The organism is Flammeovirga sp. OC4 (genome assembly GCF_000812565.1).
Taxonomy (GTDB): domain Bacteria; phylum Bacteroidota; class Bacteroidia; order Cytophagales; family Flammeovirgaceae; genus Flammeovirga.
This window is the reverse complement of record NZ_JTAM01000048.1, coordinates 35717-52227: the sequence shown is the minus strand read 5'-3', so window position 1 is coordinate 52227 and position 16511 is coordinate 35717. Positions and strand designations below refer to the sequence as shown.

14 protein-coding genes are annotated in these 16511 nt (G+C 34.2%); 12 read left to right on the top strand and 2 right to left on the bottom strand.

The window, feature by feature from the left end:
* Positions 1-20: 20 nt before the first annotated feature.
* From PL77_RS20420 to PL77_RS20395, 6 genes are all read left to right on the top strand, one after another.
* Positions 21-818: a hypothetical protein gene (locus tag PL77_RS20420; RefSeq protein ID WP_044209591.1), complete on the top strand. Its 798-nt coding sequence runs from the start codon at positions 21-23 to the stop codon at positions 816-818.
* Between the two features lie 10 nt (positions 819-828).
* On the top strand, positions 829-1572 hold the full coding sequence (locus PL77_RS20415; protein ID WP_044209590.1) for a CPBP family intramembrane glutamic endopeptidase: 744 nt from the start codon (positions 829-831) through the stop codon (positions 1570-1572).
* A 171-nt stretch (positions 1573-1743) separates the two neighbouring features.
* Positions 1744-3168, top strand: coding sequence for a DUF1214 domain-containing protein (locus tag PL77_RS20410; protein WP_172665913.1), 1425 nt, complete (start codon positions 1744-1746; stop codon positions 3166-3168).
* 203 nt (positions 3169-3371) lie between these two features.
* Positions 3372-4814, top strand: a complete 1443-nt coding sequence (locus tag PL77_RS20405; protein WP_082026653.1) for a DUF1254 domain-containing protein — start codon at positions 3372-3374, stop codon at positions 4812-4814.
* Positions 4815-5069: 255 nt separating this feature from the next.
* Complete coding sequence (locus PL77_RS20400) at positions 5070-5816, top strand: DUF2490 domain-containing protein (RefSeq protein WP_044209585.1); 747 nt, start codon at positions 5070-5072, stop codon at positions 5814-5816.
* 10 nt (positions 5817-5826) lie between these two features.
* Entirely contained in the window at positions 5827-7515 is a 1689-nt protein-coding gene (locus PL77_RS20395) for an alkaline phosphatase family protein (protein ID WP_044209665.1), read from the top strand.
* A gap of 54 nt (positions 7516-7569) precedes the next feature.
* Here PL77_RS20395 and PL77_RS20390 read toward each other — a convergent pair whose 3' ends face one another.
* Complete coding sequence (locus PL77_RS20390) at positions 7570-8535, bottom strand: helix-turn-helix transcriptional regulator (protein WP_044209583.1); 966 nt, start codon at positions 8533-8535, stop codon at positions 7570-7572.
* Positions 8536-8679: 144 nt separating this feature from the next.
* On the opposite strand from PL77_RS20390, the gene PL77_RS20385 reads away from it, so the two are divergent.
* The gene (locus PL77_RS20385) at positions 8680-8871 is read left to right on the top strand and encodes a 3-hydroxyacyl-CoA dehydrogenase NAD-binding domain-containing protein (RefSeq protein WP_044209581.1); all 192 of its coding nucleotides are present in this window, start codon (positions 8680-8682) and stop codon (positions 8869-8871) included.
* Positions 8872-8959: 88 nt separating this feature from the next.
* On the opposite strand, the gene PL77_RS20380 is transcribed toward PL77_RS20385, so the two are convergent.
* Positions 8960-10543: a hypothetical protein gene (locus PL77_RS20380; protein ID WP_044209580.1), complete on the bottom strand. Its 1584-nt coding sequence runs from the start codon at positions 10541-10543 to the stop codon at positions 8960-8962.
* A 174-nt stretch (positions 10544-10717) separates the two neighbouring features.
* On the opposite strand from PL77_RS20380, the gene PL77_RS20375 reads away from it, so the two are divergent.
* The 5 genes from PL77_RS20375 to PL77_RS20355 all read left to right on the top strand — a co-directional run bounded on the left by PL77_RS20375 (position 10718) and on the right by PL77_RS20355 (position 16490).
* Complete coding sequence (locus PL77_RS20375) at positions 10718-11389, top strand: DUF2490 domain-containing protein (RefSeq protein WP_172665912.1); 672 nt, start codon at positions 10718-10720, stop codon at positions 11387-11389.
* A 182-nt stretch (positions 11390-11571) separates the two neighbouring features.
* On the top strand, positions 11572-11847 hold the full coding sequence (locus PL77_RS20370; RefSeq protein WP_044209576.1) for a hypothetical protein: 276 nt from the start codon (positions 11572-11574) through the stop codon (positions 11845-11847).
* Complete coding sequence (locus PL77_RS20365; protein ID WP_044209575.1) at positions 11844-13427, top strand: tannase/feruloyl esterase family alpha/beta hydrolase; 1584 nt, start codon at positions 11844-11846, stop codon at positions 13425-13427. The genes PL77_RS20370 and PL77_RS20365 overlap by 4 nt, the downstream gene beginning before the upstream one ends.
* Positions 13428-13842: 415 nt before the next feature.
* Complete coding sequence (locus PL77_RS20360; RefSeq protein WP_044209574.1) at positions 13843-14649, top strand: hypothetical protein; 807 nt, start codon at positions 13843-13845, stop codon at positions 14647-14649.
* 26 nt (positions 14650-14675) lie between these two features.
* On the top strand, positions 14676-16490 hold the full coding sequence (locus tag PL77_RS20355; protein ID WP_044209570.1) for an alkyl sulfatase dimerization domain-containing protein: 1815 nt from the start codon (positions 14676-14678) through the stop codon (positions 16488-16490).
* Positions 16491-16511: the final 21 nt, after the last annotated feature.

Below are 16511 nucleotides of genomic sequence, written 5' to 3'. Positions count from 1 at the left end.
AGAAATTAGCACAATAAACAATGAAACAAACTCTTAAAATATTCCTTCATTTCTTCCTCATTATTTTCCTTACAGCTATTACACAAATAGGAGGAATCGTTTATCTGCTCTTTTTAGTAGTGATCTATTTTTTTAAAACGAAAAATATACTTTTGAAGGTAGGTGTATTCAGTATGCTCTACTTATTTTTTATTTATGTAGTAGTACCGCCAATAGCAAGGTGGAAGGGTAGAGAACCGGTGGTTACTACTGAAAATATTTCTCCTACAAACTATATGACGGTACTGTTGAACAGGAATTATGTAGTACCCGAAATGAATAACCTTTTACTAAAGGCTGGTAAACAGTTAAAAGGAACAAGGATTAAAATAAAGTACCTAGATGCTTGTTTTCCTTTTGTCAACGGATTTCCATTATTACCTCATTTAAGTCACAATGACGGAAGAAAGTTAGATCTTTCATTAGTCTATGAAAACCAAGAAAAAAAGATTACTGATTTACAAAAATCAATCAGTGGTTATGGTGTATACGAAGAGGTCAAAAAAGAGGAATGGGATCAACCTGCAAAATGTTTAGAAGCGGGTAATTTTCAATATGACTTTCCACAATATCTCACCTTTGGAAGGATCAATAAGGAACTGGAATTTTCGAATAGTGGGAATAAAAAACTAATCAATATTCTATTAGCTCAGCCTAATTTAGGTAAATTGTTTATAGAGCCTCATTTAAAACAACGTTTGAAGTTGAATCATCCGAAAGTACGTTTTCATGGTTGTAGAGCAGTGAGGCACGATGATCATATTCATATACAATTATAATATTTAAGTAATGAACACAACACCAAAACTAACAAGAAACCCAAACGTCAAATTAAACTGGGCGACGGGATTGACTTTGGTATTATTTATCTGTGTATCTCGGTTTATTTTGGTGCTCAATGCCAATGAAACCGCCAACTACAGTGCCATTGGAGGAATTATGTTTTTCTCCGCTATTCTTCCTTTTATGATTCTAACGAAACAAGGTTTGAAAGCGATAGGTATCATAAAGACCAATAAGTTTGGGATGCTTTTTCTGGCTTTGATTTTAGGAATTGGAGCAAGTTTGATATTGTATGGTTTAGGAGTAATGTTGTATGGAGGAAGTATTGAAAATTGGTATGTGTACATCGGGAAGTCATATAATATTCCAGTGGGAATTTCGGGTGATGATAAGCTTATTTTATTTACAATAATGGCGATTACAGGAATGATTTTTAGCCCGATTGGAGAAGAATTTTTCTTTAGAGGAATCGTGCATTATGCCTTTGCTCAATCATTAGATGACAAAAGAGCTTCATATATTGATAGTTCAGCTTTTGCCTTGACGCATATTTCACACTTTGGATATGTCTATTACAATTCAGAATGGATATTCTTACCGTTCCCTACGCTGTTGTGGGTAATCAGTATGTTTTTGGTGAGTCTCTTATTTTTTCAAATGAAAAATAAAACCCAATCGATATGGGGAGCAGTGCTTTGTCACTCCGGATTTAATTTGGGGATGATCTACTGTATTTTCTATTTGTTGTGATTTAAAATTTAATTGATAAATCTCATTCCATGTATTTCCCACTTTATACCAGTTGAAGTGGGATTTTTTTTATTGTGTCAAAATTTACAATGAGCATGTTGTAATGTACAATTTTAGAAGGAGTAGATTCCTCAATTTTGCAGTGTAATAATTAATTAAACAATGACAAAAATGAAAAAATCTACTTCTTTCAAAATTCTAGGCTTTACAGTGATCTTAAGTTCACTTCTTATTGTATTTAGTTCTTATAAACAAAAAGACAATAAAATAGAAAACGGTATATCCGTTGAAAATGAAGCTACTGCTGTCAAATTAGGAAAATGGGCCATGCCGGTTGTTTCGTTCTTTGCACAAAAAGAAGCTAACGAAAGAGACATGGGTGCCTTACCCAATCAAATTTTATATTGGTCTCAACCTTTAGATCACAACAATAAAATACTTACTCCAAATGATGTGGTCTTATATACTTCTACTTCTATAGAAACATTTGATGGACCAATGGTCTTGGAAATTCCAAAAGCAGATGAAAATATTGGCTTATTTGGTTCTATCCTTGATCCGTTTATGGTTCCATTAGAAGATGTTGGGGGAGCCAATGGAGTAGACAAAGGTTTAGGAGCAAAATTATTGATTACGCCTCCTAATTACGATAAAGAAATTCCTTCAGAATATATCCATATCCCAAGTCAGCATTACAATACGGTGGCAGGGTTAAGAATTACGCCTAAATCTTTTGAAGAAAAAGATGTGGAGGATGCTGTTAACTATATCCATAAGATGAAATTGTATCCTTTAGGAAGCGATCAGGAGACAGTGTTTGTTGATGGAGAAAACAAGCCTTATAATCCTAAACCTCCTTATGATGAAAACTTTTTCAGGTTAGTAGATCTTTATATCCAAACTGAAAATCATAAGGAAGTGGATTCAACTTTTATTGAGGAAATGAAGCTTTTAGGTATTGAAAAAGGAAATACGTTTACAGCAGATGTTTCACATGTAAGAATTGCTTCTAAAGTAAAAAATGAATTACAAGCAGGTTTTAGAAATGTAGGAAATCAATTTTTCCCTAACTCAAATTGGACAACTCCTGTAGACCCTGTGGAAGCAGCAACCCAATTTACTTATGTAGATGAAAGTAATCATTACCATTGGGAGAAAAGAGCACAGACGTTTCACTGGGCGATTTGGGGACCGAAGCATTTAGGAAAAGAAACGTTCTATTTGATCGGTCAGAAAGATAATGAAGGTACTGTTCTTTCGAGTCAAAGCGATTACCAATTAACGATTCCTGCAAATGTACCAGCAGCTCAGTTCTGGTCTGTAAATATCTATGAGTTTGAAACAGGAGGAACATTCTTTGATGAAGTAGAGAAAGTAGCTATCTCTTCTAAAAACGAAGATTTATTGATGAATGAAGATGGATCGGTGACACTTACTTTTGGTCAAAATTGTCCAGAAGGAGCACCAATGTCTAATCACATACCAACAGTAGGAGAAGGCTCATGGTTTGCTCTTTTCAGATGGTATGCACCAATGCCTGAATTGTTCTCTCAAGAGTCAGATAGATGGACGTTAGGTAACTTTGAAAAATTATAATAAGTAGCTGATCATAATTAAATATAGTTTATAAATGTAGAATGAATTGATCTCAGGTAAGGCAAAATTTACAGTCCTAGCCATAGCTAAGACGAAAAATTTTAACGAAACCTGAGTTTAATTCAAATGCATTTAAGCTATAGATAATTTTGAATAGGTACTTAATTAATAGGAATAAAAATCAATCTGAAAAATAAAAGAAAATGAAAAAGACTTTAATATCAATTGCTGCAGTTTTAATGTTAGGTTCTTGTACAGAAAATAAAATGATAGATAAACAAGAACAAGAATATACTTTTACAAATGGATATCCTGCATTGTCAGAAATACCTCAAATATATGATGAATTAGATTACCAAAGAGCAGTGCAGTCTTACTTATGGGCAACTCCAGCTGTCGCTACTTATTCATTCGTCGAAGGACTTAAAAGAGACTATAATGCGGATATGTTTTCAGTGAATATTTGGGAAAAATCAGCTTCACCAAAAACGGTGGTTTTGACTGGTAACTCACAATCAATTTACTCTGTTGGGTATTTTGATTTGTCAGAGACAGGGCCAATGGTGTTAGAGTTTCCGGAAAATCTTTTAGGAATGGTGAATGATTTGTGGTATGCACCGGTAACTGATCTTGGCTTGGCTGGCCCTGATAGAGGTCAAGGAGGGAAATACTTAATTGTTCCACCTCATTATGACGGAGAATTACCAGAAGGATATCATACTTTCCAATCTTCTACCAATTTAAATCTTTGGTTAGTAAGAGGATTCAAAGGGGAAGATGGATCATCTCCAGTGGCCTCTTTAAAACAAATTAAGACCTATCCTTTAGATCAAAAAGACAACCAACCTAAGATGACTTACAATTTGGTTTCTGATATAGATGCGGATCTAACTTTCCCTACAGATGAGCGTTTCTTCGAGCAGTTATCAAAGATTGTAGAAAAGGAGAATATCAGAGATATTGACATGAATTACTTAGGGATGTTGCAACCTTTAGGTATTGAAAGTGGCAAGTCTTTTAATCCTTCTGAAAGAGAAAAAGAGATTTTCAAAAAAGCGGCTAAAACTGGAAATGCAATGTCAAGAACCATTGCCTACTCATCGAGAAATGAGATTAAAAATCCGTATGAAAATAGTCAGTGGGAATGGATTTTCTTAACGGAACAGCCAAACTTCTATACAGCAGATTACCTTGACCTTGAGGCAAGATTAACCTATACGCATCAGGCTTGCTTTACAGCCAATGCTATGGTAATTAAAATGGAAGGTGTCGGTTCTCAGTATGTCGCTGCCTACAAAGATAGTAACGGTGAGTGGTTAAATGGAGCGAAAACGTATAAGCTGAATTTACCTGCAAATGTGCCGGTTAGAAATTTCTGGTCGTTGATGGTCTATGATGCAGATACGCGTTCTATGGTAGTCACTGACACAGGAAAAGCAGGAGTGGATTCTTATGGAGACATCAAGAAAAATGAAGATGGTAGCATTGATCTTTATATGGGACCTAATGCACCTGAAGGTATGGAAAGTAATTGGGTGAAGACGGATAGTAACAAAGGATTCTTTGTTTACCTTAGATTATTTGGCCCAGAGAAGACTTTCATCGAAAAAACATGGAGACCAAGTGAACTTCAACTAGTAGATTAGTTTTTATATAGTTTTGATTAATGTTAAGCCTCTGAAGTGTATTCTTCAGGGGCTATTTTTTTATAATAAATGAGTTGTGTTACTTTTTACCATTGATGCGTTGTTATTTACAATTTTCTGAGACCTTAAAATCTCACTTTTGTAGTGTAATCAATACTTAAAATCTCTACAAAAAATGAAAAATTCAACTGCACTTCTATCTATTTCTTTACTCATGTTTAGTGATGATGTTCATAACAAATTAAGCTAAATGTGATGAAAGGTAAAATTGTAAAACTCGTACTACTGATCCTATTTAGTTTATCTATACACCATGCAAATGCACAAGGGGAACAGGATATGGATAACTTAACGCAGCAGATCTGGACAAGCTATAAAATGACTTATCGGATGAATGAAAATACATCTATCGCTGGTGATTTTGGTATAAGAACGGTTTCTCCAAATGCATGGAACAGATACTATGTGAATCCAAGTTTCAATATCACCTTACCAAAAATAATGTTCAAAAAATTGCAGTATAAGGAGTCTTTATTTGGTGGAATGGCCATTTATTTTACCGATAATAAAGCTGCTTCTAATCGTTTAGAACTACGTCCATACCAAGGTTATTCTTTAGATTGGCCCAATAGAAAAAGGCTAACAGTAAGACATGCTCTGAAATTTGAAGAGCGTTTTGAATTAGATACCCATGATTGGGATAATAATTTCGGTCTTCGTTTTCGCTATTTATTGGAGTTCACCTTTAAACTTCAAGGAGATTTGATAGAGGAAGCAAAAGGCATTTATTTTCCAGTTTCAGCTGAGTTCTTTTGGAACCTTGTAGGTGTGAAACAATTCAATGATGTAGTAAGAACAAATGTTGGTATTGGTTCAGTGTTTTCCCAAAAATGGAAAGCAGAAGTAAGAGTAGGGTATCATTATTCTAGAGATACGATGGTAGAAGATTTTACCACTAATGACATCATTTATCAAGCAAAAATATTCTTCAAAATCAACTAATCAATCTAAAATGAAAAAAATAATTACACTGTTAAGCATTACAATGACAACTTGTTTTTCTGTTGCATTTGGACAAAATAAACCAAAACTTATTCTTCAAATTACAGTAGATCAACTTCGAGGTGATATGCCTTTCAGAGTTCAAGATAGATGGACGGAAGGAGGCTTTCAATATCTGTTTGATAATGGTGTTTGGTATGCGAATGCTCATCATCCTCATGCCATTACTGAAACAATTGTAGGGCATGTAACTTTAGCAACTGGAGCTACTCCGGGAGTACATGGAATGATCGGGAATTCATGGTTTGATTATCAAGAAGACCGATTGGTATACAATATTGAAGACGAGAATTATACTTCAACAGGAGGAGGAAGTTCAAGAGATGCTGACTCGGAAGTAGATCATTCTCAAGTATCGAAATCAGAAGGAAGATCACCTCACAATATTTTAACGACCACTTTTAGTGATGAAATAGCAAGTGCTTTTGGTACTTCTTCTAAAATATTTGCAGTCTCAGGAAAAGATAGAGGAGCTGTTTCTATGGCAGGGCACAGCGGTAAAGCATTTTGGTACAGCACTAAAGATGGATCGTTTGCGTCAAGTACTTTTTATTACGAAGAGTTTCCGCAATGGGTAAAAGATTGGAATGCAAAAAAACAGGCCGATGAGTATAAAAATACTTATTGGAAATTGACAGACAAAATTGATAATTATCGCTTTGGAAAAGAAGATGACCGTCCTTTTGAGAATCCTTCTGATTTAGGGTTTGGTAAAACATTTCCACATCCTTATGGTGAAGGAAAGTATTATTACACTTTGTTAATGGCAAGTCCGGCGGCAGATGATTTGACCATCAATTTTGCAAAAGAGCTGATAGAAAAAGAAGATATAGGCCAAGATGACGTAACAGATTATTTAAGTATTAGCTTATCTTCTACAGATTATATTGGACATATTTTTGGGCCTAATAGTTTAGAAAGTGAAGAAAACCTTCTTCGTTTGGATCAAAGCTTAGCGGACCTATTCAGTTATATTGATCAAAAAGTAGGATTGGAAAATACACTGATTGTTCTTTCATCAGATCATGGCGCTCCAGAGTCTGCTCAATCTTTAAAACAAAAAGGATTTAAAGTAGATGTTCTAGATGTGAGTGCATTAGATTTTTCAATGGTCGATAAAAAGTTGAAAGAGAAGTATGGTATTGGTAAGGAGTTAATCAAACAAAATCATGTTCCTTATATTTATTTGGATAGAAAACTGATAGAAGAAAAAGGGTTGGACCTTGATGAAGTTTCGAAAGTTATTGCAACTGAACTTACAAATATTGAAGGGATCGCATATGCCATTACTTCAACTGATATTAAGAATGGAAACATAGCTGATACACCTTTAACCCAAAGAGTTTTGAGTAATTATAATCCTAAAAGGTCAGGAGATATTTACCTAGTGAATGAAGCCAATTGGAGTTTAACAATAGACGGTGATGTTGCATTGGTAAATCATGGTTCACCTTGGCGTTATGATACTTTTGTTCCCGTTATCTTTGCAGGAAATAATCTGAAAAAGGGAAAAGTTTATTCGGAGGTTTCCACCGTTGATGTAGCCATTACGCTTTCGAAGTACTTGAATATTTTACCACCATCGGGAGCAGAAGGAACGCCATTGAAAGAAGTACTTCTTCAAAAAGATAACGACTAATTGAGAATATATATTTGCCCCTAGAGTGTCTGCTTTAGGGGCTATTTCTTTAAATTAACTTCTGATGGCACTAGGCAAACAGTTAAATGTCTTTTTAAAACTCTTTGTAAAATGACTTTGATCGTTAAAACCTAAAGAGAAAGCGATATCAGTTAGCGGTCTGTCAGAAGATTCCAAAAGACGATAAGCTTCATTTAAGCGTTCAGCAAGTAAGAACTGATAAGGAGGCATACCAAATACTTTCTTAAAGTTAGCTCTCAACTTTGTAGGTGACATCGCAAAGTCCTTACTTAAAGAATCAATATCTGGAGGAGAATCTAAATTTTGAGAAAGTAAATCACGAATGGCAAAGAGTTGACTTAATTCAACATCTGGAATACCATATTTTTCTTTATCATCATTTCTTTTGTAAAGCTGTAAGAAGAAATAAGTACAAAGCTCAATTGACTTTGCAGAGATAAGCCCTTTTTTACCTACATCCAGTTTTTGATAAGAAAAGATGTCTTTAATCAATTTTGAAAAGACAGGAGTCATACTTTCAAACAGCATCCAAGGAGATTCATTTTTAATAACGTCCTCTAACATTTCCCATTTCGATTCCGTAAATTCTATCCATTGATCAATAGGTATATGAATCGCTAGCCACTTGATTTTTGTATTCTTTTTAAGAGAGATTTTTTGTTCAGTGTAAGTATTAAAGAGCGTGGCTCCATTCTCTTGGCCTTCACCAATGGCCGTATCATAATCTCCATGTGTAATATCAGATTCTAATATGAATCTTAAAACCATGGATTTCATTTCATTGGGTTTAACCGTAATGTTCGTGTCAACACCTAATATACCTTCAAATAATACAAAATGTATGTTCGCGAAAAATGGAATAATCTCATAACTAAGATTTTCATTATTGCTTTTGGAATGGAAACCTTTATCAGTGACAGTCCCATTTGGAAATGATTTACTTATTTCCTCTAAAATCTTCTTTTTTGAATCAATAAAGCTGAGTTCTATATTCCTCATCGGGTATAAATTTGTTCTTTTTAAGCTTATTTTTTAGTCAGACAGTAGAATGTTATTTTATACAAGAGACCTATCATTTTTTACAATTTTAAGGCAGTCATTCCCCCTACTTTTGTCATATAAACATTAAGCTAAATAAAAGATATGAATATTAAAAACATAATGATTGCCGGAGGAGGAACTTTAGGCTCTCAAATTGCCTGGCAATGTGCTGTAAAAGGATTCAATGTGACGGTATATGATGCTTATGAAAATGGAATAAAAAGTAGTAAAGAAAATCATATTCGTTTTGCTGAAGACTTTATTAATGAAGGTAGAATAGATGAAACTACTTGATCTTCTTTATAATCTCTTATTTAGAGATGAAAAGTAAAAAGAGGCTGTCTTATTAATTAAATAATGAAACAGCCTCTTTTTTATTATTCTAAATTTCTATAGTAAAACCTGCCTTTTCTAAGCCTTCTTCTAAATGCTTTGCAAGTGATTCTTCTTTTATAAATCGTCGTATTAATAGATTACTATTTTGAGTAAAATCAGGTCTCATTTTTAAGAGTTCTTGAAGATGCTTTTGTGCTTCATCTATTTGACCAAGCTGGGCGTAACAAGCAGTTCTTAAAAGAGGTCCCCAAATGACTAAAGGAACATGATAACTATTGGCCTCCACTAACGCATTCTCATAATCAAGTTTTCTATAATGTGATAAACATTTCACACCACGAAGCCAGACAGGGAAATCGATATTGTTTTGGTAAATCCTGTCTAACAATTCTATTCCTTTATTCCATTCTCCATATAAGCATAAGAAATTAGCAAAAATACCTAAACGAAGCGGAGTGTTTGATGCAGTTTTTATGCTATTATTGACAATGTGAAAAAAGCGGTCTTTTTCATCGAAAACAAATGTCTTGTAAGCGATCATTACCTGTACAATCTGACTTTTAGGATTTAAGATATATGCTTTTTCGATTAACCTTTCACACTCTTCTTTGTCATGTTCAGTACCCATTGCATTGATGTAGACAGCACCATGCAAATTCCCGAGTAATGCATTTAAAATAGCTGAATCAGGATCCTCTTTTAAAGATTCTTTTAGTGTGGATAAAAACTGATGATGGGAATCTTTAGTAAAGCGAGACAGATAAAAATACCACATAAGCAAGGCTTGATCCTCTTTATAAGTGGTAGGCTTACTGACTAATAATTCTTTATATCTTTTTTCATTGATATGCCCTGTTTCCGACCCTACATGAGTGGCAATTTGGGCTGTAATATTTTCTTGAATATCAAAAAGGTCATCTTCTTGTAGATTAAATTTATAATGCTCTCCCCAAGTATGTGAATTGTCACTAAGGTCAGTCATATGAATGGATAGTTTCGCTTGCGCTCCCATTATTTTCATATCACCTTGAATAACAAAACGGATGTTCTGCGCTTTTAATCCTTCGATAAACGTATTGTCATAATTGATATTATCAAAACTAAGCGTAGAACCTATGATTTTTATATCATCATATTTTGATAACTGAATGGATAAATCTTGAGAAAACCCAAAGCAAAAGTATTCTAAATCTTTATTACTAGATAGGTTTTTGAAAGGTAGAATAGTGGCACATGCCTTTTCTTCTAATGGGGAATGTTGTATCGTTGGATTTAGTGTATTTTTATCTTCAGCAAAGCTATTTTCAATAGTCGTAACTAGCGGTATGTATTTCCCTTTTGGAATATCAATTTTTAGGAGATCATTTTTCCCATCTTCTAAATAATATAATTTCAATAATCTTCTTAATCGACCAACATTAATACGCACTAAAGCATTTTGATCTGGGTCAAAACTATCTCCTTGTTCAAAAACATCTATTCCAATATTATATCCTTTTAATTGATCCGCTCTTCCCTCAATATATTCAGTCACAATATATTCTAAGAGTCTTCTCATTTTTGGTTTGTTGATAAACTCATCACTCGAAGTGATTTTTTGAAGTTGTTCCTGCAATTGAGTATCGATCATTTCTAGTAGATTTTATGACTTTGATAGACAGTTCACTATTAACTGTAACATACAGTTAATAACTAATATAGTTCTATATTTTTTCTAATATTTCGTGCTACTGAATATAACGAGAAATCTTATAACAAGTTTTTATAATTAGGGATTTAAAAATGAAAAAATATGATAAGATATATGAAGATTTTATACCTGTTAATATTGGGAATAATACCTCATAATTCTTTCACTCAAGATATTCTATGGCTCCATTATTTTAATCAATATAAACTCTCTTATAAGTTTAGTATTGACTCAGACATAGGATATCGGGAATATTTCTCAGAAGGGAATAGAGGACAGATTAGAAGCGGATTAAGGTATGATATTACTGAAAATATGTATGTAAGGGCAGGGGTAATGCTAGTTGATGGAACACAAGTTCGTCAAGAACTACGCCCTTATCAAGATTTTGTAATGAAAACAAGATTTAATGCGTTTACCCTTTCTCAAAGAGTCCGTTTTGAAGAACAATTTTTTGGAGATAATGCACAAACCAAAGTGAGGTTGAGATATAATCCTTCTATTAAGTACTCTTCTTCTTTTGGCTATTTGACTTTTGGAATAGAACCCTTTATAGCTCTCAATGAAAATGACTTTAGAATAGCGAGTAATCGAATGTATGTAGGGATAACAAGGAGAGCCTACAAGAATATTTTCGTCACATTAGAGTATATCAATGAAAGAGGGTATAAAAGAAACGAAAGACAGCATATTAATGAAACCAATTTGATACGCGTCAAAATAAATCATGTGATATACCCTTTGAAGGTAGGACCTTTGTTTGGGCGGAAAAAAAGTAACCCTTGAATTACTAACTATTTCCCCTTCTTGTCTCTTCAAATATCTATTTTTTTGATGAAGTATAACATCATACACAAGTATGTTTTTCGAAACGGAAAATGAAAAAAGACTTAACCGTAACATACGGTATATAACTAACATAACAGCTTTTTCATACCCACATTTGCATCAAGAAAAAACAAAAAACAATGAAGGAAGTTTTTGAAGGTCTTTTAAAAGATGAGCTTAAAAAGGATTTTCCATTACATAAAGAGACTATAGATCATCTCTTTAATTCTATTGAAATGATAATGGACATTTCTAAAGATTACTTCTTATGCAAGTATCAAATAAGGGTGCTAGATAAAGAGTCGAAAGGCGATTTAATAAAGGAGTATCAATACACTTTAAGAGAGCTTCGAAAAGAGTTAATCTATTTCATTAAAAGACACAATATTCAAATCAATAAAAATCAATCAAAATGAACAAAAGAAAACAGAACCTGATAAAGGTAATTCTACTTGCCTTTTCATTATCCGCTCTCGTTGGTTTTACTTACAATACTAAATACGATAAAAATAAAAAAGGTGGAAACCCTGATAATATTCCTGAAATAGCAGATGTAAATATCACTTCTATATCAAAGGAAGAGGCTATGGCACCCCATTATAAAGTAGCAGGCATAATTGGGGAGAATATTAAGTTTGAGTTATTACTTCCAGAGGATTGGAATGGAAAATTTGTTTTCGGTGGAGGTGCGGGCTTTGTAGGGTCGGTCATCAACCTTGCATTAAGTTATAATGTTTTAGAAAAAGGTTATGCAACTGTAGGTACAGATACTGGTCATGAAGGTGCTAACCCAATAGATGGTCGATGGGCAGAAGGTGATATGGAAGCTATTGTCAACTTTGGACACATGGCTGTACATAGAACTACAGTAGTTTCTAAGGCTATTATTGAAGCTTTTTACAACAATAAAATTGAATATAGCTATTTCGTGGGTTGTTCTAGAGGAGGTGGTCAAGCGATGATGGAAGCACAAAGGTATCCAAATGATTTTGATGGAATTGTAGCTGGAGCACCTGCCTATGAATGGACTTCTGGATTAGCCATGGGAATGACACATAATGTGAGTAAAATGTTTCCAGATCCTAATAACCTAGCCGAGCCATTGTTAAGTATATCAGATTTAAAATTAGTAGAAGACGCTTATTTAGAAATGTGTGATGAGTTGGACGGTATCAAAGATGGTATTTTAAATGATCCAAGAGCTTGTCATTTTGATATAGAAACATTGTTGTGTGATGGTGATAATAAAGAAGACTGTTTATCACAAGAACAAATTGATGCCTTAAAAGCGATTTACGAAGGACCGCAAGATAAAAATGGAGATATATTTTATGGTTTTCCTTTCGGAGGTGAGACACATCAAGATGGATGGTCAAAATGGATTACAGGTGGATTGAATCATGTAGATGATGGAAGTACGTTTCATCAAGGAATTGATAATTCATCGGAAGAAAAATTTCCTACACCTCCAAACTATCAATATGGCTTCGGTACACATATCATGAAGTTCTTTATCTACCAAGATTCAGCATGGACGTACTCAGATTATGATTATGATACATTCAGAGATGATGCTTTATTCATAGGTCAAACATTGAATGCTTCAAGCCCTGATTTATCAAAATTTAGAGCCAACGGAGGAAAGTTAATGATGTACTCTGGATGGTCTGATCCTGCGATTACTTCGTTAGGTACCATAGGTTATTATGAAGATGTAATTGACTTTGATGAAACAGCAGAAGATGATGTGAAATTGTTCATGATGCCGGGTGTATTACACTGTGCTGGTGGTGATGGCCCATGGTATGTAAACTGGGTAGATGAAATAGACAATTGGGTGGCAAATGAAAAAGATCCCGAACAAATTACAGTGTATTTTATTGATGAAGATATGAAGCCTGCAGGTTCGAGATTACTTTGTCCTTACCCAACTGCTGCTGAATATGATGGAGTAGGTGATAATCGTAATGTAAGATCATTTTTTTGTGGAAACTAGACAACTCAAGAAATAGAAACCAATTAATTTTTTCATAGTCAACTAACTTAGTTTTTTAACTAAACCAATGAGGGCCACCTTTTATTTTTCGTAAATGGGGTGGTTTTTTCTTTTTTGTGCATGGTGTTATAACCATGTTTCAAGTGTTAAGCGCTAGCGTCACTTGGAACTACCTATTGGCGAAGTCTCCTGACTTCGAATATCAATCTCATACTTTCATTCATTTGTTTCGAAGTCAGGAGACTTCGCCAATTTATCATCACAAGTGACGCCTATCGGCTAAACACTTGCGATATAAAATCATCCCATGTAACATTTTTCATGTTACCGTTACATACGGTGTTTAACTTACATAAGAGCTGATAGAATGAGACTTTTGTAAGGTAATCTAATCAAAGAACATAATCATTCAATCATGAAAAGAACATTAAAATACTTCATTCTACTATTGCTACTCTCAGCAAGTTCACTGGCTTATAGTCAGAGCAGAGCGGATGAGATAGCACAGAAATTACAGAATCCATTATCAAAATTATCAGCACTACCTATCCAAAATAACATCGGTTACAATGCCGATAATTCTGTGAGTTATGGTTTATCATTCCAACCAATTCATGCAACAAGTTATGACAACTTTAACCTTATCCATAGAGCTGTTATTGGCGTCAATTATACGCCAGGAATGGATGGGGGTGCTGAGATAGGAAAAATTGATGGGCAATGGGGATTAACAGATATCAACTATTCTCTTTTGTTTTCTCCTAAAACAGTCAAAAAAGTAGCTTGGGGTATAGGACCTTCCATTAATCTACCAACAGCTACAAGTGATGCCTTTGGAACAGGACAATGGAGTGGCGGTTTATCTGCAGTACTTGTTTATCAAACTGGAAAATGGACTTTTGATGGTGTAATCAGACAAACATGGTCATTTGCTGGAGACAACTCAAGAACAGGAGTGAACCAAATGGTATTACAACCACTTATTGCCTACAGTTTAGGTAAAGGATGGATCATCAATACTTTCCCCACAATTATGGCAAACTGGGATCACGCACAAGGTCAACAATGGACAGTACCTGTTGGAGGAGGACTCAGTAAAGTAGTATTCATGGGAAATTTACCTGTTGCTATCGGTGCTCAATATTACAAATATGTAGTCAGACCAGACTTGGCTCCAACACAAGAATTTAGGCTAATGGCCAACTTCGTTTTCTCTAAATAATCAATCACTTCAAATTAATAATTACAATGAAAAAGATATTATCAATAGCAGTTACTTCTTTAGTTATGTGTGGTACACTACAAGCTCAAGAAGATAAATATATGGGAGGTCAAATAGAAACAACTGTTCTTCCCAATGGAGGAATTGTCAATCAAGAAGCTCCTAAATCTATTGTAAAAACAATGCCCCATCAACCCAATGTGGTAAAATTAGCAGATGGAATTTGGAGTATTGAAGGTTTTGCTCACGTGAATTGTGGCGTTATTGAAGGAGAAAATTCTTTGATAGTTTACGATACAGGAAATGATATCATCGATGGTAAAAAGTTTTTAGATGAAATAAAAAAAGTAAGTGATAAACCTGTTAAGACAGTCATTTATAGTCACGCTCATTATGTATGGGGAACAACTTCTTTACTAGAAAATCAACAGACCTATAATATTATTGGACATGCAAATCTGAATAAAAACATAAAAGAAAGTAAAGGTCTTGGTTCATCTATACCAGAATTGGCTCCAGTATTAACAGCAAGAGCATATGAACAATTCGATATTTATACACCAAATGAAGGAGATGATGCACCACTATTTTCTTCTCCAATTGGGAAAAATGAAAAAGGGTTTATGCCAGTAACTACACCTGTTGAAGATGGTCAAGAATTAACGATTGACGGTGTAAAAATGCAATTCTTTACAAATTACGGTAGTGATACGGATGATTGTTTAATGGTATATTTCCCTGAAAAAGAGGTCATCTTAAACAATTTATACTGGCCATTTTACTCAAACCAATATACTCTAAGAGGGTCTATGTATAGAAATCCACTTCCTTGGATGGAGGGACTTAGAAAGATTAGAGATTTGAATCCTAAATACTTGATCAGTACACATACTTTTGCCATTTCAGGAAAAGATAAAGTGGTAGAAGCAGTAACAAATTACCATGATGGTTTAGCCTTCTTATACGACCAGACACTTAGACAAACATTATTAGGAGCCACTCCAGAAGAAATGCGTCATAGTATACAGTTACCTCAGCACCTTGCAGAATGGCCAACTAACCAATTGACGTATGGCGAAATGAGTCATTATCCTCAAAATATTTACAATAATGCGTTAGGATGGTACGATGGTAATGCGACTAAAATCAATACAGTTGAGCCAAGTGTAGAAGCTCAAAAAATGGTTGCAGGTTTTGGAGGAAAAACTAAAATGATGCAAAACATTGCTACTGCCATGGAAAATAAAGAATATTCATGGGCTACTCAGTTATCAGATTACTTATATAAAGTATACCCTAATGATCAAAAAGTTCGTCAGCAAAAAGCAGATGCGTTGAGAAAAATGGGCCAAATAACAGAATCTTCTATTTCAAGATCTTGGTATTTGGGACAGGCAAGAGCATTAGAAAATAAGGTGATGATTCCTCACATGATGTTGCCGGAAGTAGATGAAGTGATGGATTCAGAACCTGGTACTTATGTGAATTTGATGAGAGTAAGAATTGACCCAGAAAAGAGTGAGGATACTAATGAAGTAATAGTTTTTGAATTTACGGATGTGGAAAATAGTCCTCAATTTGGATTACATATCAGAAAAGGAGTGGCTGAATATGTTGAAAGTCCAGCTACATACTATAAAGAAAAAAATGTAGTGATTAAGGTACCAAGAGCATTATTTGCCAATTATTACACTGGAAAAATTAATGCAGAGAAGTTATTATCAAATAGTAAGGTATCAGTGAATACTAATAAAACAGAGGCACAGTGGTTATTAGAACAATTTGATTGGTTTGATGCTAAGTCTCCAATATTGAAATACAATAAGGTGGTTAGTAAATAACCTTTTCCAATAAACATTAGC

Excerpts from the sequence above, each read along its gene's own strand:
- PL77_RS20420 (WP_044209591.1), top strand. The coding sequence starts at position 21 with ATGAAACAAACTCTTAAAATATTCCTTCATTTCTTCCTCATTATTTTC.
- PL77_RS20415 (WP_044209590.1), top strand. The coding sequence starts at position 829 with ATGAACACAACACCAAAACTAACAAGAAACCCAAACGTCAAATTAAAC.
- PL77_RS20410 (WP_172665913.1), top strand. The coding sequence starts at position 1,744 with ATGAAAAAATCTACTTCTTTCAAAATTCTAGGCTTTACAGTGATCTTA.
- PL77_RS20405 (WP_082026653.1), top strand. The coding sequence starts at position 3,372 with ATGAAAAAGACTTTAATATCAATTGCTGCAGTTTTAATGTTAGGTTCT.
- PL77_RS20400 (WP_044209585.1), top strand. The coding sequence starts at position 5,070 with ATGAAAGGTAAAATTGTAAAACTCGTACTACTGATCCTATTTAGTTTA.
- PL77_RS20395 (WP_044209665.1), top strand. The coding sequence starts at position 5,827 with ATGAAAAAAATAATTACACTGTTAAGCATTACAATGACAACTTGTTTT.
- PL77_RS20390 (WP_044209583.1), bottom strand. The coding sequence starts at position 8,535 with ATGAGGAATATAGAACTCAGCTTTATTGATTCAAAAAAGAAGATTTTA.
- PL77_RS20385 (WP_044209581.1), top strand. The coding sequence starts at position 8,680 with ATGAATATTAAAAACATAATGATTGCCGGAGGAGGAACTTTAGGCTCT.
- PL77_RS20380 (WP_044209580.1), bottom strand. The coding sequence starts at position 10,543 with ATGATCGATACTCAATTGCAGGAACAACTTCAAAAAATCACTTCGAGT.
- PL77_RS20375 (WP_172665912.1), top strand. The coding sequence starts at position 10,718 with ATGAAGATTTTATACCTGTTAATATTGGGAATAATACCTCATAATTCT.
- PL77_RS20370 (WP_044209576.1), top strand. The coding sequence starts at position 11,572 with ATGAAGGAAGTTTTTGAAGGTCTTTTAAAAGATGAGCTTAAAAAGGAT.
- PL77_RS20365 (WP_044209575.1), top strand. The coding sequence starts at position 11,844 with ATGAACAAAAGAAAACAGAACCTGATAAAGGTAATTCTACTTGCCTTT.
- PL77_RS20360 (WP_044209574.1), top strand. The coding sequence starts at position 13,843 with ATGAAAAGAACATTAAAATACTTCATTCTACTATTGCTACTCTCAGCA.
- PL77_RS20355 (WP_044209570.1), top strand. The coding sequence starts at position 14,676 with ATGAAAAAGATATTATCAATAGCAGTTACTTCTTTAGTTATGTGTGGT.